This window comes from Armatimonas sp. (assembly GCF_964826245.1).
Genome location: NZ_CBAYMC010000061.1, coordinates 1 through 19,192, shown reverse-complemented (window position 1 = coordinate 19,192; position 19,192 = coordinate 1). Strand labels below are relative to the sequence as shown.

Genomic DNA, 19,192 nt, shown 5'->3' with positions numbered 1-19,192 from the left:
CTGGTGAAGATTGTTCGCACGGACGTCTAAGTGTGAGTAGGTCTTCCACGACTCATGGCCCCGTGGCCACTTGTGGTAGTCGTCACCCGCGATCACTTCCAGCTGCTCCGCCCCGAGAAGCTTCTCAATCCCAAATGTGAGTGTGTCCTTGCCCGAGCCACTATCGCCCGCAAGGCCGATGAGTACCGGACGGCTGCGCTCCTGGTAGATCTGATTGCTCCGCAGGCCAAACAGGTAGTTCGAGAGCATCACGCCCGCCAGCCCTGCCTCAAAAACCGTGAACGAGAGACTGGGCCAGAGCGAGCTATGGAGCAGAGGGGCAAGAAAGCTCTGCTGCTGCGCGGCAAGCCTTGGGGCCACCAGAGCTAGGCTCTCTAATACATCCGACTGTGGCCCAAGCAAGAAGTTGAGGAAGTACCCGACGATCAGCAGCGCGTAGGGAAGCCCGTACTTGCGCGGCTGGCGGCACAGCACCGTGATGAGAAACGGCAGGCTCCAGAGGATATAGGCCGGGCGCGGCGGCACCAGCAGCACCAGGGTCGCAAAAACCAAGCTTAGATAGACCAGCAGCAAGTCCCAGTTGCGCTTGGGGTAGCAGAAAAAGCGCACGCAGAGCAAGAGGATCACCAGCGGCGTGATCAGCACACCCTGGCTCCCATTTCCTCCCACGGGAAGCTGCAAGGCAAGCAGGCGGCGGCTCTCTTCCGTGCCAAAGACCATCTGCCGAAAGCCAGGGTGCTGTGCAAAGGGAAAGAGGAAGATCACGAGAGAGGCAAGTGCAATGATGGCGTAGCGCGTCGTGCTCTGCCAGCCCTTTTTCTGCGCGATATAGATAAAGAAAAAGGGCGCGGCGGCCAGCAGGTGCGCCTTGGTCGCCAGCGCAACACCAAACCAAAGCGCGGCCCCTCGGTAGTGCTCTTGGCGCAGGCTCGCCAGAGCGCAGAGAAAGAGCGCCGTCGGGATAATATCGAGCTGCCCGTGCCAGTAGCAGATGTAGACCACCAGCGGGTTGCACCAGTAGAGCCACAGCACGCGCGACTTCTCGCGCGGAAACCAGGAGAGCAGGACACTGAGAATGGCGAGATCTGAGAGAAGCAGCGGGAGCCGGAAGACCAATAAGTGCCCGAAGCTGACGGTCTCCACACCGCCGGGGAGCAGTGCGGAAAAGAGCTGACGCGGAATCGCCAGAGCGTAGAGCATCAGGGGGTTGTAGGGAAAGAGATCCATGCGGCCCTGCGCCACAAAGTGCTGGTAGGGGTCCTGAAAGCCCGAGAGGACGTAGTAGTTGACAAACGGAATGAACAGCCCCCGCAGGTAGTGCGACGCGAAAAACGTCCCCAGCAGGAGCTTAAAAGCCAAAACACCCCAGAACAGGCGGCTACGCAGCGAAGTAGTCCGCCCAGTAGTCATAGGTTCTCACATCGTCGGGGACACCGAAGCAGAGGTAGTGCTCCACAGGGAACACTTGGGCACTCCGGCCCTGCTCTAGAAGCAAGTTGATGCTGGAGTCCACATAGAACTCATTATTCACTCTGAGATTTTTCGCGATCAGCGCATCGGCGGCGGCGAAGAAGTACTTGGCCTTCTTAAACCAGAACGCCCCAATCACGCCATGCGCTTGTCGAATGTCGCCACTCGGGGCCTGCTTGCACAGAACCGTCTTGGCGTTGTTTTTCTCATCCAAATCCACCCAGCCGTACTGTTTTGGATTACGATTGGCGTGCGGGTGGTTCTGGAAGGTCCAGATCAGGCAGTCCGGGCCGCTCGCACTTTGGGTTAGCAGCTCGTAGTGCAAGGCATCGTAGACAAACGCAGCATCGCAGGGAGCGATGAGCAGAGGCGCTTCGGGGTCTATCTGGTCACGCGCCAGAAGACACGTACATGCCTGGCCCTCGGTGAGCTTCTCGACGGGCAGTAGCGTGAGATTGCGCCCGTCTTGGCTCATGTACTCGGTCAGGCAAGGGCTGGTGAGGTGCTCCGTGCGGCAGGCGGTGATCCAGTTCTTGGCAGCGGGCAGTGAGCGCAGGGCACGGGCGATCATGGGCGTGCCATCCACAGGCACGAGCGGCTTGGCGACTTTGTAGCCCTCTTGCACAAAACGCATCCCGGCTCCCGCCATGGGGATTAAGTTCGTACCAGGCATCGCGGGCAGCTCAGGAGCCCAGCCATCTTTCTCGGCGTAGTGGCTAAAGTAGCGCGACCAGGTGAGATACTCTTCAAGATCTTCTGGCGTGCCCCACTGGAGAAAGTGCTCTAGCTCATAGACACGCACGGGCTCATTTTTCTCGATGAGCAAGTTAAAGGGCATGCTGGCATAAAACTCACCGTTGGTGGAGAGATCGCGCTCGACGGCCTCGTTAAAGGTGGTTTTGAGCAATTCACCAGAGCGGAAGTAGTACGTCCCCGATGAGGCAAACTCCTGCATGCGATTGTCCGTGAAGCAGTGCTTCTCTTGAATCTCCAGCATTGCCAGGCTCTCTTCGTCGTGGCGCAGGTAGGCGTAGAGATTCGGTCCGAGCGAGTGAGGATGAAAGCCGCGGTACGCTGTGACGCAGCCGGCGGGCCTCTCGCGCTCCATCGTGGCTTTAAAGTCTGCGTAGTCCCAGCCCACGCAAAAATCCGTGTAGTTCAGCACCACGGGCTGGTCGTCTTTAATCCACTCCGAGGCTTGCAGCGCCGCCCAGACCGGCCCGCGCTTGTGCGGCGCGATCCCGATGATCTTGCCCTGCGGCGCGAGGCGCTCCAGTGTCGGGCGCAGCTCGGGGATCGTCTCTAAAGCGTCTTGGCCGCAGATAAAGAGAAAGTCTGTCTCGCCCGGAAACATCCGCACGACATGCTCGATCATGGGCATGCCATCCACCTCAATGAGAGGCTTGAGCTGTGAATAACCCGCGCGCTGGAAGCGACTGCCCTGACCTGAGAGAGGAATCACGATTTGCATTAGCTTTTTATCGGTTGTTCGCTCGTATTATCCTCAGGCTATAGTCACAGAACTTTCCTGCCAAAAATACGGGGTATGGAGCATCTCTTTGGGCTACGTCCTCGCAAGAAACAGCATGTCATTGCTTTTGTTCTTCTATTTATGCTAGCCTTTGCTGGAATCCGGCTGGAGAAGATCGCCAACAACTGCGAGGGGGGCCTACCGATCTCGGTGACCTTTGAGGGTCTTTCAGAGACAGATGCCCATACGGTGCAAGCAGTAGCGGTCTCTCCCAAAGACATCATGCTGCCACTGAGCCACAAGCCAGGCACAAGTGTCTGGGAGCTGGAGTTCCTGTTCTGGGCACAGTGTGTGCGTGTCTACGCTCCTCAAGAGCTTCTTCAGCGAAAGCTTCCGGTAACACTCACCATCGGCGAAACTCAGATCTTCAAAACAGACACAGCGACCATGCTCGAAACCTGGAAAGCCGCCCCTGCTCCAAGCGGCCTTGTCGCACTGGACTCACCACCCAATCTGAGTGCTGCCCACCTGCCTTTTCTCGGCAAGATTATCAACGGCCCCATTGAGGCCCCGTTTCTGGAGCTCTTTGCGCAAGCCATCACGCTGGCCTGTATTGGGGTTCCTGTGCTCTATCTCTCGCTCCGGAGAGCTCGCCCTCGTGCAAAGCTCGCGCAGTGGCTGCGGCTCTGCCTGAGTGAGCGTGTGCCGCTTGTCCAGCCAAAAACCATGGAGCGCGGCTATCTTCTGGCGGGACTTCTGACTCTCACGCTGAGTCTGGTGCTACTAACCCACGGCCAGCGCTACGGGTTTGTCCATGACGACAACATCACGCAGTTCTTCCCGACAATCTTGCAGGGCTGTCGTAGTCTAGAGCTGGGGGTCTTTCCCACCTACAATCCCTACTCGCTCATGGGAAGCCCGACAGCGAGTGTGGGAACCTACGCGCTCTCCTACCCTCTGACTTATCTTTCGTACTTTATGGCCGCCCATCTTCTCCGTGATCCCTACCTCACACTGGATATCTTTGCAATAGTACACCTCGTGCTGGGCTACTTCGCCACTTTTGCTCTGGTACGACGGATCGGGCTACGCGCGTCTCTGGCGATGTGTGTGGCGCTGAGCTTTGTGCTCTGTGGCTACTTCTGTGTCTACACGCGTGGCTGGTTCTACATGGCCCCCGTTGCGCTCTGGACACCACTGCTGCTGCTCTCCCTCACTCGGCTCTTAAGCGCTGTGCAGGTGGGTGGGCGCTGGGTACTGGAGACCGGGTTGGTGATTGGAGTCTACTTCCATGCGGGCAATGCCCAGATGTGGAGCTATACACTTCTCTTGGGAGCGGCGCTGGTGGGCTTCTGGCACTACGGCGGAAGGCTCTCCAAAGGCCGTCTGCTCTGGCTGCTTCCGGCGCTGCTGCTCGGGCTGGCGATTGCGGCTCCGCTCTTGGTGGCACAGTCGGCAGAAGTGACAGGAATTGAGCGTAGCGCGGACTTTAAGCAGGGAGTCCTCAAGGGCTTTCTGGCACTGCTACTGCCTGCACCGCTTGTGGATGCCTGGCATCCCGGGATTCATCCTGGTGTCCAGAACCTCTGGGCACATCTCTACCACTTTGCACCACTCTACTTCTGTGGCCCCGTTTTTCTCGCTTTAGGACTAGTGGCATTGACCTCGCTTCTTGTGCTACGCTGGGGACGGCGGCTTGTAGGAGCCAATGCTTGGTTGCTCTGTGCGGGGCTAGCTCTCTGGCTGAGCCTTGGGGCAGACGGCGGCTTGGCTGCGCTTCTGGCGCACCTGCCGGTCTTTAATAAGTTTCAGCACTGGTGGAAGTTTCTGCCCTTTGTGGCACTTTTCTCGGCTCTGGGAGGCGGCTTAATCATAGAGCGCTGGCTGCAGAGCACGAAAAATCTCAAGGCGGAGCGCACACTTGTTGTCTTGATTCCGCTGCTGCTGGCCTACAACGCCTGGATCAGCAAGACCGTCATGTCGCTGGCGGACAAGCCTTATCCCGCACTTCCTGCCGAGCTCAAGACACTCTTTTTCAACCCTGACGAACGTCTTCAGCGGGGACTGACCATCTCGCCTTGGAAGCGCGATCATGCAGGCTTTGTCTTCAGCATGGCGCAGAACTTCGCCACGGTCTACGAGCTCCCCATGCTCAACGGCTACGATCCACTGGTCGAGGCTTCGTCGCTCAACCAGGCGCTAGAGAGGCGCTACAAGCCAAGTCACTCTCTTACCCGAGGCTCCGCAAGTTTCCAGCCGGGTCTTCCTACCGAGGCGCTAGAGTCACTCAGACGCTATGGGGTGCGCTGGATCTGTGTCACCGATGGCGTTCAGTCCCTAGATCAGCTCAGGCTCCTTGAGGCGCTAAGCGGCCAAGTGACGCTTCGATACACGCGCCTAGGGCTGCAAGTCTATGAGTTGGGAGGAGGTGATCCCCTCGCCTTTGTTGAGAGCGATCCGTCCAAGAGCCTCCCACTCGCACTAAACGCCAACGGCGGGACGGTCACGCTCGGTGGTGCCACTCAGGGCCCTGTTGTGGTGAACTTGCTCGCCCGGGAGCGCCTGCATGCATTTGTAGACGGCAGGCCCATTGCCATCACCAAAGATGCCTGGGATCGGGTGGTCGTGGCAGTTCCTTTGGGCGCAAAAGAGCTGATGCTGCGCTACGAGCCGACTTGGAGCAAAGGACTAGGACTCGCGGGGGGACTGTTACTTCTTGCCAGCCTTTTCGGAGGGATGCTACGTCACGCGACCACACTATCCTCAGGCTCCAGCGAAGTGACTTTATTGCCAAAAATACGGAGGTGAAACTCCGCTCTCTACGCCAGAAAATCCTCTTACTCTTTGGCTTTATACTTGTCTTCGCCGCGATTCGCGTGCAGGTGGCGGTAGATGATGCGGCGGGGACTCTTCCTCTCACGCTGAAACTCACGAAGCTTTCGCCGCAAGAGTGTGACTCGGTTCAGGTCTTTGCCCTCTCGTCACGTGCTAAATCTCGCCCCCTAACCCACCAAGTAGGCGTCTCCGAGTGGAAACTGGGCTTTGCATACGGGGCTCAGACCGTGCGACTCTACCTGCCGCCGGAGCTCCGTCAGAAGCCGCTTGCGTTTCGCTTGGAGTGTGAGGGAAAGCTCCTACGAGAGGGCGAGCTTGCGACGGTTCTCGCTAGCTGGAAGCCCGTTCCCAAGCCCGACAATCACCCCTCGCCTCTGGTGGGCTTCGACTCGCCGCCCGAGCTACGGGGCTCCTGGGGGTTACTCAATGGCCCAGAGCTCACTCCTTTCCTGGAAATTTTGGGGCAGGCAGTGGGGCTTTTTGTTTTTGGGCTTGTCTGTGTGTGGCTGAGTGAGCGGCTCATGCCTCGCCTCAAGCGTCCCCTTCAGGTACTGCGTGTCTGCCTTCACCCACGTGCGCCCTTATCACAGTCGCGTACTATCGAGCGCCGCCACGCCCTAGCAGGGCTGGTGCTCTTGCTCCTGGGGCTCATCGTGCTGGTGCAGGGAAGACGCTATGGGTTTGTCCACGACGACAACCTCACGCAGTTCTTTCCCGTGATCTTGCAAGGTGCCCAGAGTCTCTTTGACCAGGGTGTCTTTCCTACCTACAATCCCTACCAGCTCCTCGGAAGCCCGACGGCTACAGTGGGAACCTATGCGCTTACCTACCCTCCGACCTATCTCTGCTACGCCGCTGCTCGCTGGCTCTTTCGTGATCCTTACCTCACACTAGATATCTTTGTGGTGATGCACTTGGTGCTGGGCTACTTCGCCACTTTTGCTCTGGCACGACGGATCGGGCTACGCGCGTCTCTGGCGATGTGTGTGGCGCTGAGCTTTGTGCTCTGTGGCTACTTCTGTGTCTACACACGCTGCTGGTTCTACATGGCTCCCGCCGCGCTCTGGACACCTCTTCTCTTTCTCCACCTAATCGAGCTGACCCAAAAACGCGTACTTACCTGGGGCTGGGCGGCACGGACAGGGATCGTGATTGGGCTGTACTTTCACGCGGGCAATGCACAGATGTGGACCTACACGCTTCTCTTAGGGGCGGCACTCCTCATGCTCTGGTTACTGACAGGTAAGCTCTCACGCAATCAGCTCCTCTGGGCGCTTGTGGCACTCTTGGTTGGCCTTGCACTTGCGGCACCTCTCTTGCTTCCCCAAGCGGCTGAGATTGCTCCCACAGATCGCGAGGGAAGCATCAAGTTGGGAGTGCTCCGTGGCCTCCTTGCCATGCTACTCCCCGCACCGCTCGCGACCGCGCCCCATCCAACAATCGAGCCGGGGACGTTGGCTGTCTGGAAGCATCTCTATGACTTTGGCCCTCTCTATTTCTGTAGCCCTCTTTTTTTGGGAGCTGGCCTGCTCGCCCTAGTGAGTCTGCCTTTTCTGCGCTGGAGCCGTCGCATGGTAGAAACGAATGCCTGGTTGTTCTGTGGGGCACTGGCGCTGGTGCTGAGCCTAGGTGAGGAGGGAGGGCTGGCACAGCTTCTGGCGCCTCTTCCGGGGCTCAATAAATTTCAGCACTGGTGGAAGTTTCTGCCCTTTGTCGCGCTTCTCTTTGCGCTTGGTGGAGGACTCCTCGTAGAGCGCTGGCTACGGATAGCAAGAAAGCCTGGCATCGAGCGCGGGATTCTCGTGGCTGTTCCGCTCCTACTTCTCTACAATGCTGCAATCTCACAGCCGATGATGGAGCTTCCTGAAAAGCCGTATCCCGCACTGGCATCGGATACGAGGGCGCTGGTGCTCAATACGGGGCAGCCGCCCTCTCGTGGGATTGCGTTGGCTCCGTGGCTCCCGCAGTGGAAAGATCCAGGGCTGATTGCGGGCTTGAGCCAGAACTTTGCAACTCTTTATGGAGTCCCTATGCTAGAAGGCTACGACCCTCTGGTGGCGAAGTCCCCACTGAACCTGCGCCTGACGGATCGTCTCTACGCCAGCGCCACTCTCAAGCGTGCACGTCAAGACTTCGACCCGATCCCTGCTGTCGAGCCGCTGACCGCGCTCCGTCGCTACGGGGTTCGCTGGGCCTTCCTGACCGAAGGGCGCGACGAGATCAAGGGAATCTATGCCCTGGATAAGGCGCTTATCGAGAGCACAACACTGTGCCAGACCACGCAGCACACGCAGCTTCGGGAGCTAGATGGAAGCGATGCACTGGCTTTTTCCGAGAGAACACCACAGCAAGCCCTCCCGCTGATCCTCACAGGTGAGGGAGTCCAAGTCGGACTGAGAGGCACGGTCACTGGGCCCGTGATCGTCAATTTTCTCGCCCGCGAGCGGCTCCATGCTTTTGTGGACGGCAAGCCGGTTGCAAGTGAGAAAGATGCCTGGGATCGGGTGCGCGTGGTGGTTCCAGAAGGCGCGAAAGCGCTGACGCTGCGCTACGAGCCTGCTTGGGGCAAGGGGCTCGCAGTGGGTGGTGTGCTCCTGATTCTTGCACTGGGCCTGTGCCTCTATCTGTCACGCCCGTTGACGCGAGCCTAAAAAGCCTGGATACTGATCTTATGCAAGTTATTCTTGGAGCGGGGAGCTATACCACCACACTTCCTGCTGGTGCGAAAGAGCCCGCCACTGCTCCCTTTATTACCCCAAGCGTAAGACGTCCCATGCCCACCAATGACTGGTGGAGCTCACTTGCGTTCCTACAATTCTCCAACCAGATGTTCCCGCATCCGCTCGGGGTACAAGCGCACGCGAAGGGTCTGCGAATCTACTACCCAGGAATCGGCTACACGGCCAATCCCGAGGGCGTGTTTACGGCGGTCATGGGAGAGCCCAATGACCTCATCATCGGGCACTCGGCGCAGGCAAGCTTCCCCGACACTCGCGTGGAAGACTGGAGCGACTGGTTTGTGACGGCGGCGTTTGGCGGAAAGCTCTCCCTGACATTTGGCCACGGCTCCCCGTTTGTCTACGGCAAAATTAATGACGGTGGCGATGCGACGTTTAGTTTTGGGAGCGCCCCGAAAATCTTTGCTGGTGAGGCCAAAAGCCCTGTGCTGGGCATAAGTGTCCAAGGCCGCAGCTACGCTCTCTTTGGGCCGTCGGGCTGCATATGGGACGGCATCGGCACCAATCGGCTCGTCTGTAAGAGTGGCGGCAAGAGCTATTTCTCTGTGGCACTACTTCCTGATAGTAAACCTGAGACAATAGCGCTCTTTGCAAGATATGCGCACAATCATATCACCAACTCCAAAGTGAGCTGGAGCTACGACGAAAAAAGTAGTAAAGTCACGACGAAGTATGCGTTTACGACAAAAAACTACGAGGGCAGCACGCCGGGGACGCTCTATGGGCTCTATCCGCACCAGTACCAGCGCAGCACCGACAAGCTCTTAAACCACACTTATCAGACCATACGGGGCGTGATGAAGCTCGCCGCCGGGACGGGCTTTACGACGGTCACGCCGTTTCAGGGAGTCCTGCCGCTTCTGCCCGATCTGGGCAGCTACGATAAAGCCACACTAAAAAAATATCTGGACGCCGACGCGGCGAGCTTCAAACCGGAGCTGGTAGATACCTACTGGACGGGAAAATCCCTCGGGAAGCTCGCCACCCTCGCCGCTCTCTCGGATGCTACGGGCAATCAAGCCGCCAACCAGCAGTTTAAGGCGCGGCTCAAAGCGCTGCTCGAAGACTACTTCACCGCCAAGCCCGGCAAGATAAAAGGGCTTTTTTACTACAACAAGCCCTGGGGGACGCTCATTGGCTACCCGGCGTCGTACGGCAGCGACGAGGCCCTCAACGACCATCATTTTCACTACGGCTACTTCATCCGCGCCGCCGCTGAGCTGGCGCGTCAGGAGCCGCAGTGGGCCGCGCAAAGTAAATGGGGCGGGATGGTGAACTTACTGATCCGCGACTGCGCCAACCCCGACCGCGACGATCCCCTCTTTCCGTTTCTGCGCAACTTCGATATCTACGAGGGCCACACCTGGGCCGATGGAAAAGGCGACTTTGCCGATGGGAACAACAATGAGTCGTCGTCGGAGGCGATGAACGCCTGGACGGGCATGATCCTCTGGGGAGAACTCACGGGCGATAAGAAGCTGCGCGACACGGGAATCTATCTCTACGTCACCGAAAAAGACGCCATTGACAACTACTGGTTTGATGTCAACAAGCTCTATCCGCAAGCCTTCACGCGCTCGCTGGCCTCGATGGTCTGGGGTGCAAAAGCCGTCTTTGCGACCTGGTTCTCCGGCGACCCAATCCACATGCACGGCATCAACTTGCTGCCCGTCCAGAGCGGCTCACTCTACCTAGGAACGCATCCCAGCTATATCCCTAAGAACCTCGCCAGCCTTGCCACCGAGCGCATCGCCCACGATAAGAAAGACCCGAAGTTTGATCCGAGCAAGCCGCCGCGCACGGGGAAAAACTGGGGCGGCTGGGGCGATGTCATCCTGATGTACCAAGCCCTCGCGGATGCGTCCACAGCGCTGGCAAACTGCGAGTTTGAGACTCAAGAGATCGAGCAGGGCAACTCGCGGGCGAATTTCTACCACTGGGTCCATTTTCTCAACAAAACGGGACAGGTAGACACCACAGTTTCTGCGGACACAGCGCTCTATGCCGTGCTGAAGAAAGGCACCAAGCGCACGTATATCGTCTACAGCGCTACGCCCCAGCCGCGTAAAGTCACGTTCTCCGATGGCACGGTGATCGTCGTGCGCAAGGCAGGGCTCAGTGTGAAGTAAGGCTTAGTGCCCGACTCCTGCCTTGGTGAGTGCTTCCTCAATCCGGGTATCTTTCTCGCTGAAGCCGCTGTAGGCACGGACCACCTTGCCGTCTTTGCCAATAATGTAGGTAGTGGGGATACCACTGACTTTATAAAGCGTGGAGGCAATGGACTTCTCCGTTTCCTCACCCGCGGGATCGAAGACAAAGGGCAGGGTGTACTTCGAGCGATTGCCCGGCACCCACTTCTGGTAGGCCTCTTTCTTGTCCCAGACACAGACCGCCAGCACCGTGACATCGTCGCGGGTTTTGAACTTCTTCCAGACTTCTTCGAGGTGAGGCATCGCCATCATGCAGGGACCACACCACGTCGCCCAGAAATCTAGGATAACCACTTTGCCACGGAAGTCAGAGAGCTTCAGAAGCTTACCATCCCAGGTCTGCACGGTAAAGTCTGGCGCGTCTGCTCCCTCGGTGAGCAGGGCGGGCCGTACACGGGGCGTCACGACGGGAGGCTTGTAGGCGGGCTTGTCGCTGTTAAAGAGTGCCAGGCTCTTTCCATCAGGAGTTAGCTTCGCCTCATAGACTTTTCCCCCCAGCTCAAAGGGGGCGCGAAGCTCAATACGGGTTTTCGTATCGCCGTTGAGATAGAGAGTGACACTGGGCTCGCGGCGCTCGAACGCTCTATCAAAGACCCCCCGCTGGCTGTCTTCCGTGATGGCGAGCGTATAGGCTTGACCATTGAGGCTCAGCTCTCCGATTTGCGCTCCGCTATGGTAGAACTGAAGAACAGGGTTGCCCTCATAGCGGTAGAAGGTCAGGGCAAAAGGCGCGGTGCTAGTCTCCTTCTCTGCCGTGCCGTAGGAGGCCCGGACCGTGATATTGGTTGCCGTCGCGTACTTTCTCTTCGTCTGGGTACGGAGCTCATCAATCTCTTTTTGCTCCGTCCACGCATTCCCGCCATCATCGGTCAGATCCCCATTGGCATTGCTGTCTATATAGAGCCGCCAGGGCTGGTTTTCAGGCTCATCGAGGGCAATCAGATGCGCTGCCTTGGGGCCGGTGCCGACAGTGAGCGTGCCATAGAGGCGCTTTCCGGCGACGGCAGGCTCTTTCTTGAGCGTGGCAGGCTTCTCCGGCTTAAGCACGAGTGCGCCCGGACGATAGCCCACTTTAAAGCTCGGGTCATAGGCAAGTCTTACGAGAGCAACAGGAGCTTGTGCTGGGGTTTGAGGAGAGAGCATGTCTTTATTGTGCTTTGAGGTCAGGGCCAGAAGGCGTAGGTCGGCACTTCGCGGACGATTCCGGTGAGGTTCCAGAAGCCGCCCATGAGGCACTCTCCCAGAATCACGCCTAAGAAAAACGGGACGCACTTGCGGTAGGTTGCCAGGCCGCCATAGCGCAGGATCACGATCTTGATGACCCAGGCGATGAGCATGGGAACCCACAGGACGCTCATTCCCCAGCTTGAGGCGATGGCGTAGCCGACCGGGTGAAACGGGAACCCGATCCAGCGGCCTCGGATCATGTTCAGTAAGAGCGTAAAGCCCATCCCGGCCAGCACGGCAGCTCCCTCGCGGTAGTGCGGCGGCTCCGGGATACCTGTCCAGTTGTTGTAGCGGTTCCATGCCTCGCGGCCAAAGATCTCCATCACATTAGGCGGCGCCACGGCTCCTGCAGCACCGTAGGAGTAGGAGAGATGCAGCAGCGCCCAGAACGCGCAGAGTGGCCCCAGAACGGCGGCGGCGATCAGCGCAAAGAATGGCCAGCGGGTTCCCACTTTCGCCTGCTCTGCCATCTTGAGCGACTCGATCCCGATGGGCATGGTGTGGCCACGGTAGGCGCGGTTAAAACCCCACCAGAAGCTCAGGCCAATGTGCTCGTCGCGGGAGAACGCCGTGGGGCCGAAGATCTTGGGGAGCATCGTGTCCGCGCCCGCGTGGTGCAGGTCATGAACAGGTGGCCCAAGCTCAGCGCGCATACGGGTGATGGCAATGGCAATCCCCAGATAGATCACCAGCCCCGCCCCGATCACCAGAAACGAGAGCCCGGAGAACCGGAAAAAAGTCACCAGAAGCGTCAAGCACACCAGCACGCCCCAGACGGCGCTACGCTGGGAGATAGGGTCGTTGGGGTCGGGAGCTTCGACTTCTTCGCGGAAAAAGACCCGCGCCAGCCAGGAAAAGTGCCGTCGCGCCGCCCATATTGCCCCCACCCCAATCCCCAGATAGGCTCCCAGTGCCTGCGCATCGGTGTAGGGGAAGTTGGGCTCCTGGTCCCATGCCATCCATGCGGAAACCACGAGCTGAAACTTATAGAACAGAAAGAAGAACCACGACGAGAAAATCAGATCTACGGGCAGAAGCACGCCCAGCGCGATGCCAAACGGATAAAACCCCATCGGGAGCCAGCCGATAGCGCTCCACGGGCGTGTGGGGAAGTTTGTCGGGCCTTGGTCCACGTACTTGAGCTGGATCAGCGGCACCTGAGGATTGAGGACTGCCGCACCGTTCCAGAGCTGGAGAAGCACCGCAATCGCCACGCCTGCCCACAGCACTTTGTTCTTGAGCAGCGGCGCGCCAGGAGCTGTCAGTTCTAAAGGCAGCTGGATCAGCGGAAAAGCCAGCTTCTCACTCTCGGTCCAGCGGCGGCGCAGCAAGACATTGAGAAACATAAAAAGCACGATCATCGTGGTGAGAAAACCGCACCAGCAGAGTGTCGGCACCAGCCACGCCTGGATATGACTGGCTTCGTAGAGCGTCGAGTGCCCCTCAAAGTACGGCTTGAGCGCTTCTTTATCCGTGACAACTAAGTGTTTGGGGAGCTTGGGAATAAGATCTTGTTCCCAGTTGTTGGTGGCATTGGCACGGTAGACCGGGTAGGCCAGAATGGGCAGGAGCACCTCGATACTATCGTGGCCCGCGATTCCGGTGCAGATATTGAGCATCCCGTAGAGGGTCAGCAGCTCCAGCCGCGAAAAAACGGCTTTGGGCAAGACGCGCCCAATGAGCCCATTGAAGGCGAGCAGGACGCAGAGCCAGAAGATCGTGTTGTAGAACAACGAGATCGTGGTCGGGTGCCCGGCGTAGCGCATCACCTCCGACTGGATAATCCAGATGGCATTGGCGGGGATCAACAGTGCTGCCGCAAAGAAAAACCGTCCTCGAAGACGCATGCCAGCAGATTCGACGCCCCCCCCTCACTTCCCTGCTCAGGCATCGTGGAGAAACTCTGGCGGGACGTGATCCGTCAGCCAGACGCCGTTATCCGAGCAGTAGAAAAGATGCCCTGCGGCATGCATGGCCTGCGTGTCCACCACAAAGAGATGGGGCTTGCCGTGTCGCGCTCCGACTTTACGGGCGGTCTCAATATCAGGTGAGAGGTGGACATGGTGCCGCCGTAGCTTGAGCAAGCCCTCGCGGCGGATCGCTTCGACACTGCCTACGCCGGTGCCGTGGTAGAGAGTCCCGGGTGGTACCTGAGCAACCAGCGCAAGGTCTACCTCAACGGAGTGCCCCTGGTTGGCGCGAATCCGCTCACCGCTCTCATCAAAGCTAAAGCGCTGCTTGTCATTGCCTGCCACAACAGCATCGAGCTGGGCACGGGAGATAAAGAAGCGACTCTTCGCACACGCGGCCAAGAGCTCCTCCACACCGACCCAGCCGCCAGGCTGAAGCGTGAGGCCAAGGCTCTGGGGCTGATGACGCAAGTGTTTAGAGAGGTACTTGCTGACCTTGACGAGCTGTTCGTCGTTCATTTTATTGTCCTAACGGAGGCAACGCGGTGCCTCATGGTGTATTCTTGAATTTATGTTCGTGTTAATTTATCACAAATTTCAATAAAGTACAATGGAGCCATAGGCCGTAGGATAAATCTCTGGGCTTGCTTGCTATACAATAATCTCATGCTCACTCTTGAAAAACTAGTGTCTGCGGACATTTTGGGTGTCTTTGTGGGCTATGTGACGGTTGTCTGGCACGCGCACTATACGCCCTTTGCCGCCGAGAGTATCCCCGAGATCGCGGATTTTAATGTGCTGCCCGAGTGGCGCAAGCGTGGCTTTGGCACGGCACTGATGGACGAAGCCGAGAGGCTTATTGCCCAGCGCTCACCGGTTGCGGGAATCGGAGTCGGGATGACGGCGGACTATGGCGCGGCGCAGCGGCTCTATGTCAAGCGCGGCTATGTCCCCGACGGGCGCGGTCTGACCTACGACGGGAAAGTGTTGGCCCATGGCGAGAGTGCCCTCAACGACGATAGCCTGGTGCTCTATTTTATGAAAAACATCGTTAGCCGTTGACTAGTTTGTTGTGGTGGGCGATAATCAATCTATGACTAAACTCAAGGCAGGAGTGATTGGAGCAGGCGGGATGGGCGCGACCCATGCGCGGGGCTGGATGAAGGCCGAGGGATTCGAGCTGGTCGCGGTTGCGGATGTGGATCTTCCCAAGGCCGAGGCACTGGCAGAGAAATACGGGGCGCAGGCGTTTGGCTCTGTCGAGGCGCTTCTCAGCTCGGGTATCGAGGCGGTGAGTGTCTGTCTACCGAGTGCCCTACACCGCAGCGTGAGCGAGGAGGCGCTTCAGATGGGCTGCCACGTGCTCTGTGAGAAACCGATGGCACTCTCCGTGGCGGACTGCGACGCGATGATCGAGGCGGCGCGGATCGCCGGGCGACGGCTCTCAGTGGCGCAGGTGGTGCGCTTCTTCCCCGAGTTCGCCAATGCCCATAGCCTCGTTCAGAGTGGCGGAGTTGGCAAGCCCGCCGTGGTGCGCACCCGGCGCGGGGGTGGCTTTCCGGGCTGGTCGAGCTGGTTTGGCGATGAGGCCCAGTCTGGGGGAATTCTCTTTGACCTCGCCGTTCATGATCTTGACTGGCTGCTCTGGACCTTTGGCCCCGTCGAGCGGGTCTACGCCAAGGGCCTCACGGAGCGCGGCTTTGAGCGGCTGGATCATGCGCTGATCACCCTGCGGCACGCCAGCGGAGCTATTAGTCATACAGAAGTGACCTGGGCCGACCCAAAAGGCGGCGGCGCGACCTTTGAGATCGCAGGCGATGCCGGGCTACTCGCTCATGACTCCCGCAAAGAGGTCTCGCTGAGCTTTCACACCGAGACACGCACCGGTAGTGGCCGCCCCCTGATCCCCTCCGACGATCCCTACGACAAGCAAATCGCCGCCTTTGCCCACGCGATTCTCAGCGGCGGGCCGCTTGCCGTGACGGCAGAAGAAGGCCGGAGCGCGGTTGCCGTGGCTGCTGCCGCCCGAGAATCGTTGAAGACAGGCCGCGCTATCGCACTCTAAGGAGCTATGACTATGTTCTCGTTCTCACCCAACCCCTACACTCGCCGCCGCCAGCAAAAAACCGCCGCACTCTTCGTCGTCTCTGGCGTGTTTGCTGCCGTCGGGCTTGTCCAAGCCCTGCGTGCACCCACTGCGCTTCCTCAGGCACGTCTGGAAACCGCGCCCGACCTCGCAAGCTTCGGGAAGATCGCACTCGCTCCTGGCAGCATCTATCAAGTGGAGCTAGTCGGACACCAGGTGCGCCTACGTGATTTTGCCGACCAGAGACTAGTGGCCGTCCAAGACGTTCCCAGTGCTCAGGGAGTGCGCTTCAGCTCGGATGGGAGCAAGGTTCTCGTCCACACGCTCCAGCTCCAGGGCGTCAAGCTCCAGGATGCCGTGATCTCGCTCGAGGTTCGGACGGGGCTACAGCTCTCGAAGTGAGTATAAATTAATCATGCTTAAAATTGGAATTCTCTCGACGGCGCACATGCACGCCGGAGCCTACGTGGCGGGCCTGCGTGGCTCGACCGAGGCGCAGATTGTCGGACTCTGGGACGACGACACGGCCCGCAAAGACGAGCGAGCGGCGGGTTTCTCTATTCGTGCCTACGAGACGCTCGACGGGCTACTGGACGCGTCGGACGCCGTGGTGATCTGCTCGGAAAATAGCAAGCACCACGCCCTCACCGAGGCGGCGGCGGCGGCAGGCAAGCACGTCATCTCTGAGAAGCCCCTCGCGCCCAACGCCGACGATGCCAAGGCCATGGTAGATGCCTGTGCGAAAAACAACGTGAAGCTCTACACCGCCTTTCCCTGTCGCTTCTCCCCGGCGTTCTGGCAGCTCAAGAGTGCGGTCGAGAGCGGCGACCTCGGCGAGATTTTAGCAGCGCGGTGCACCAACCAGGGAATGTGCCCCGGCGGCTGGTTTATCGACACCAAGCTCTCCGGTGGCGGCGCGGTCATGGACCACACGGTTCACGTGACCGATCTCTTGCGCGCCCTGCTGGGCGACGAAGCCAAAGAAGTTTACTGCGAGGCCAGCAATGGCTTCGCCCACTCGGACTACGACGACGCGGGAATCTCGACCATTACTTTCGAGAATGGCATCTATGCTAGCCTCGATGCCTCGTGGTCCCGCCCGAAGTCTTTTCCCACCTGGGGCAATGTCACGATGAGCGTGATCGGCACCAAGGGCGTGATTGAGATGGACATGTTCGCCCAAGAATCGGTGCTGTATTCGGATAAGACCAATAAAGTGAGCTACCAGAACTGGGGCAGCAACATAGACGCCGGGCTCGTCACCGCGTTTGTCAAAGCCTGCCTCGGCGATGAAGCGTCGCACAAAATGCTCGCGTCGGGCATCGACGGCCTCCGCGCCGTGGAAGTGGTCGAAGCGGCGTATAAAAGTGTCGTCAGCAACCAGCCGGAGCGGGTGGTGCGAAGATAGCTTTTCCCCTCCCCCGGCTCGCTTAGGCTCGCCACCCCCTCCGGCAATCGCTCGTTCCTCGCTGCGAAGGGGGGCAGTGCGGGACTACGAGCGGCGAAAAATCTTCTGAACCAGCCTTTTTCGAGCAGGTGGCGCGTCGGTATTGAGGAGCACTTCCACAGGAATGGGCAGGTTTTGGGTGGAGGCAACTTGTGCGGTATCAGCGATGGGAAGGTCTTTCAAACTTGCTGTTGCTTTCTCTATCGTCTCTAAGGTCTGTTGATAAAATCTCCAGTTCTCGATATCTGCTAAGTTACGCCTTCGTTTCCTAAGCACTGGAATAGCGTCACGCCAATGTAAAGAAGGATGTCTAGCTATACATTGTGTTAAACTATAGGCCGCATGGCACCGAACTTCTGAATGTGTGTCTTTTAGTGCTTGAATGAGAGCTGGCCCTGCCGAAGCATCACTGATTTGTCCCAATGCTTTTGCTGATTCTCGCCTGATTTGTGAGTCATTTCTTTTGAGCGCTTTAATGAGAAAAGGTACTGCCGAAGCGTCTCCGATTTGTCCCAATGCTTGCGCTGCACTACTTCCGATCGAGGAAAAGCGTAAATTAAGTTCTTTTGTAAGAGCAGGTACTGCTGACACATCTCCTATCCTGCCAAGAGCGTGGGCTGCACTATGCCCGGCGGAAATGCTATTGAGTGATCGAATAAGAGCAGGTACCGCTGAGGGATCTCCAATCTGTCCTAAGGCCTCTGCTGCGCTCCTCTCAACGAGAGTGCGATTGAGTGCTTCAATGAGAACTGGCACTGCTGAGATATCTCCAATCCTGCCAAGAGCATGGGCTACATCGCTCTGAGCTGCCCCGAAGATAAAGCTCCCTCTTGGTTTACTAAGTACTTGAATGAGGGCAGGAACTGCCGAGGTATCGCCAAACTTGCACAGAGCTTTAACTGCATTTTCCCGGACGAGATGATTGGTATCACTGACTGCAAGAATGAGAGCTGGAATAGCTGACGAATCTCCTAGCCTGTAAAGCGATATAGCTGCATCTTTACGAGTGCTCCAATCAGCACTTTTGAGACATTCTATTTGACGATCAATTTCTTCCATATGAGTGCCTTCGCTTCTTAGACCTGATATTGATGTTTCATTTTACAGGCGTTTTCTAATTAGCCCCCTTGGTAGGGTGAACGAGGAACAAGCCACCCAAAGCCCCCCGGGTCGGAGAAGTGGACAAGCCGTGCGAGGCCGGGGGAGGTACACTACCTTTATGCGAGACCCAAAACTAACCGATGCCGCAGTGCAAGCGGCGCTGGCGCTCCGTGTGGGCTGGAGCCTGAAAGATGCGATGATCTCCCGCACGTTTGTCTTTGCCGACTTTGAGGCGGCGCTGCGCTTTGTCAATGCCGTGGCCGATGCGGCTGAGGCGGCGGATCACCACCCGGATATTGACATCCGCTACAACAAAGTGACTCTCGCACTCACGACCCACGACTCGGGCGGGCTGACGGAGAAAGACTTTGCGCTGGCCGCGCAGGCCGATACCTTGGTCACCGTGGATTGAAATCCCGGCTATACAAAACAAGTCGGCCTTCGCCGACTGCTGAATCTACAGTCCGCGGAGGCGGACTTCTCTTCACTAGCCGCGAATTCATTCGACGGCGTACAATACCCGCGTGAAGTTTACGGTCATCGCGGAGCATGAGGGCGTCGCCACCGTCGCGGGTTGGGAGCGCGCCATTGGGCAGTTTGTTGCGCTAAACGAGCCGCTCCTGCGCCTGAGAAAGAGCGATGGCACGGAGTTTTTGGTCTTGGCCCCCGTCTATGGCGTGCTCTTTAAGAAAGCCGT

The 19,192-nt window shown here is 58.3% G+C and carries 13 protein-coding genes and 1 pseudogene; 8 read left to right on the top strand and 6 right to left on the bottom strand.

Annotated elements, in window-relative coordinates:
* A pseudogene (locus tag AC1XOS_RS08105) lies at positions 1–1,359 on the bottom strand (hypothetical protein); the annotation flags it as partial.
* 19 nt (positions 1,360–1,378) lie between these two features.
* Complete coding sequence (locus AC1XOS_RS08100) at positions 1,379–2,941, bottom strand: NTP transferase domain-containing protein (protein ID WP_481961709.1); 1,563 nt, start codon at positions 2,939–2,941, stop codon at positions 1,379–1,381.
* A gap of 75 nt (positions 2,942–3,016) precedes the next feature.
* On the opposite strand from AC1XOS_RS08100, the gene AC1XOS_RS08095 reads away from it, so the two are divergent.
* The 3 genes from AC1XOS_RS08095 to AC1XOS_RS08085 are packed head-to-tail and all read left to right on the top strand — an operon-like array spanning position 3,017 to position 10,643.
* Positions 3,017–5,749, top strand: a complete 2,733-nt coding sequence (locus tag AC1XOS_RS08095; RefSeq protein WP_481961708.1) for a hypothetical protein — start codon at positions 3,017–3,019, stop codon at positions 5,747–5,749.
* On the top strand, positions 5,746–8,427 hold the full coding sequence (locus tag AC1XOS_RS08090) for a hypothetical protein (protein ID WP_481961707.1): 2,682 nt from the start codon (positions 5,746–5,748) through the stop codon (positions 8,425–8,427). The genes AC1XOS_RS08095 and AC1XOS_RS08090 overlap by 4 nt, the downstream gene beginning before the upstream one ends.
* A 20-nt stretch (positions 8,428–8,447) precedes the next feature.
* Positions 8,448–10,643: a glycosyl hydrolase gene (locus AC1XOS_RS08085; RefSeq protein ID WP_481961706.1), complete on the top strand. Its 2,196-nt coding sequence runs from the start codon at positions 8,448–8,450 to the stop codon at positions 10,641–10,643.
* Positions 10,644–10,646: 3 nt separating this feature from the next.
* On the opposite strand, the gene AC1XOS_RS08080 is transcribed toward AC1XOS_RS08085, so the two are convergent.
* Genes AC1XOS_RS08080 through AC1XOS_RS08070 form a run of 3 tightly spaced genes read right to left on the bottom strand, consistent with a single transcriptional unit; the run spans position 10,647 to position 14,380 of the window.
* On the bottom strand, positions 10,647–11,867 hold the full coding sequence (locus AC1XOS_RS08080; RefSeq protein ID WP_481961705.1) for a TlpA family protein disulfide reductase: 1,221 nt from the start codon (positions 11,865–11,867) through the stop codon (positions 10,647–10,649).
* A 20-nt stretch (positions 11,868–11,887) separates the two neighbouring features.
* Positions 11,888–13,798: a DUF6785 family protein gene (locus AC1XOS_RS08075; RefSeq protein WP_481961704.1), complete on the bottom strand. Its 1,911-nt coding sequence runs from the start codon at positions 13,796–13,798 to the stop codon at positions 11,888–11,890.
* Positions 13,799–13,834: 36 nt separating this feature from the next.
* A complete protein-coding gene (locus tag AC1XOS_RS08070) occupies positions 13,835–14,380 on the bottom strand; it encodes an RNA 2'-phosphotransferase (protein WP_481961703.1) in 546 nt (181 codons plus the stop codon).
* 147 nt (positions 14,381–14,527) lie between these two features.
* Here AC1XOS_RS08070 and AC1XOS_RS08065 point away from each other — a divergent pair, with 147 nt between their 5' ends.
* The 4 genes from AC1XOS_RS08065 to AC1XOS_RS08050 are packed head-to-tail and all read left to right on the top strand — an operon-like array spanning position 14,528 to position 17,355.
* Positions 14,528–14,923: a GNAT family N-acetyltransferase gene (locus tag AC1XOS_RS08065; protein WP_481961702.1), complete on the top strand. Its 396-nt coding sequence runs from the start codon at positions 14,528–14,530 to the stop codon at positions 14,921–14,923.
* Positions 14,924–14,954: 31 nt separating this feature from the next.
* A complete protein-coding gene (locus AC1XOS_RS08060) occupies positions 14,955–15,926 on the top strand; it encodes a Gfo/Idh/MocA family protein (protein ID WP_481961701.1) in 972 nt (323 codons plus the stop codon).
* Positions 15,927–15,938: 12 nt separating this feature from the next.
* Positions 15,939–16,349, top strand: coding sequence for a hypothetical protein (locus AC1XOS_RS08055; protein WP_481961700.1), 411 nt, complete (start codon positions 15,939–15,941; stop codon positions 16,347–16,349).
* A gap of 13 nt (positions 16,350–16,362) precedes the next feature.
* Positions 16,363–17,355: a Gfo/Idh/MocA family protein gene (locus AC1XOS_RS08050; RefSeq protein WP_481961699.1), complete on the top strand. Its 993-nt coding sequence runs from the start codon at positions 16,363–16,365 to the stop codon at positions 17,353–17,355.
* An 84-nt stretch (positions 17,356–17,439) separates the two neighbouring features.
* Here AC1XOS_RS08050 and AC1XOS_RS08045 read toward each other — a convergent pair whose 3' ends face one another.
* Entirely contained in the window at positions 17,440–18,453 is a 1,014-nt protein-coding gene (locus AC1XOS_RS08045) for a HEAT repeat domain-containing protein (protein ID WP_481961698.1), read from the bottom strand.
* Between the two features lie 160 nt (positions 18,454–18,613).
* Between AC1XOS_RS08045 and AC1XOS_RS08040 the strand changes: the two genes are divergently transcribed.
* Complete coding sequence (locus tag AC1XOS_RS08040; protein WP_481961697.1) at positions 18,614–18,907, top strand: 4a-hydroxytetrahydrobiopterin dehydratase; 294 nt, start codon at positions 18,614–18,616, stop codon at positions 18,905–18,907.
* Positions 18,908–19,192: the final 285 nt, after the last annotated feature.

What these genes read in the sequence shown, in the direction of transcription:
- AC1XOS_RS08100 (WP_481961709.1), bottom strand. Translation starts at nt 2,941, where the DNA reads ATGCAAATCGTGATTCCTCTCTCAGGTCAGGGCAGTCGCTTCCAGCGC.
- AC1XOS_RS08095 (WP_481961708.1), top strand. Translation starts at nt 3,017, where the DNA reads ATGGAGCATCTCTTTGGGCTACGTCCTCGCAAGAAACAGCATGTCATT.
- AC1XOS_RS08085 (WP_481961706.1), top strand. Translation starts at nt 8,448, where the DNA reads ATGCAAGTTATTCTTGGAGCGGGGAGCTATACCACCACACTTCCTGCT.
- AC1XOS_RS08080 (WP_481961705.1), bottom strand. Translation starts at nt 11,867, where the DNA reads ATGCTCTCTCCTCAAACCCCAGCACAAGCTCCTGTTGCTCTCGTAAGA.
- AC1XOS_RS08075 (WP_481961704.1), bottom strand. Translation starts at nt 13,798, where the DNA reads ATGCGTCTTCGAGGACGGTTTTTCTTTGCGGCAGCACTGTTGATCCCC.
- AC1XOS_RS08070 (WP_481961703.1), bottom strand. Translation starts at nt 14,380, where the DNA reads ATGAACGACGAACAGCTCGTCAAGGTCAGCAAGTACCTCTCTAAACAC.
- AC1XOS_RS08065 (WP_481961702.1), top strand. Translation starts at nt 14,528, where the DNA reads ATGCTCACTCTTGAAAAACTAGTGTCTGCGGACATTTTGGGTGTCTTT.
- AC1XOS_RS08060 (WP_481961701.1), top strand. Translation starts at nt 14,955, where the DNA reads ATGACTAAACTCAAGGCAGGAGTGATTGGAGCAGGCGGGATGGGCGCG.
- AC1XOS_RS08055 (WP_481961700.1), top strand. Translation starts at nt 15,939, where the DNA reads ATGTTCTCGTTCTCACCCAACCCCTACACTCGCCGCCGCCAGCAAAAA.
- AC1XOS_RS08050 (WP_481961699.1), top strand. Translation starts at nt 16,363, where the DNA reads ATGCTTAAAATTGGAATTCTCTCGACGGCGCACATGCACGCCGGAGCC.
- AC1XOS_RS08045 (WP_481961698.1), bottom strand. Translation starts at nt 18,453, where the DNA reads ATGGAAGAAATTGATCGTCAAATAGAATGTCTCAAAAGTGCTGATTGG.
- AC1XOS_RS08040 (WP_481961697.1), top strand. Translation starts at nt 18,614, where the DNA reads ATGCGAGACCCAAAACTAACCGATGCCGCAGTGCAAGCGGCGCTGGCG.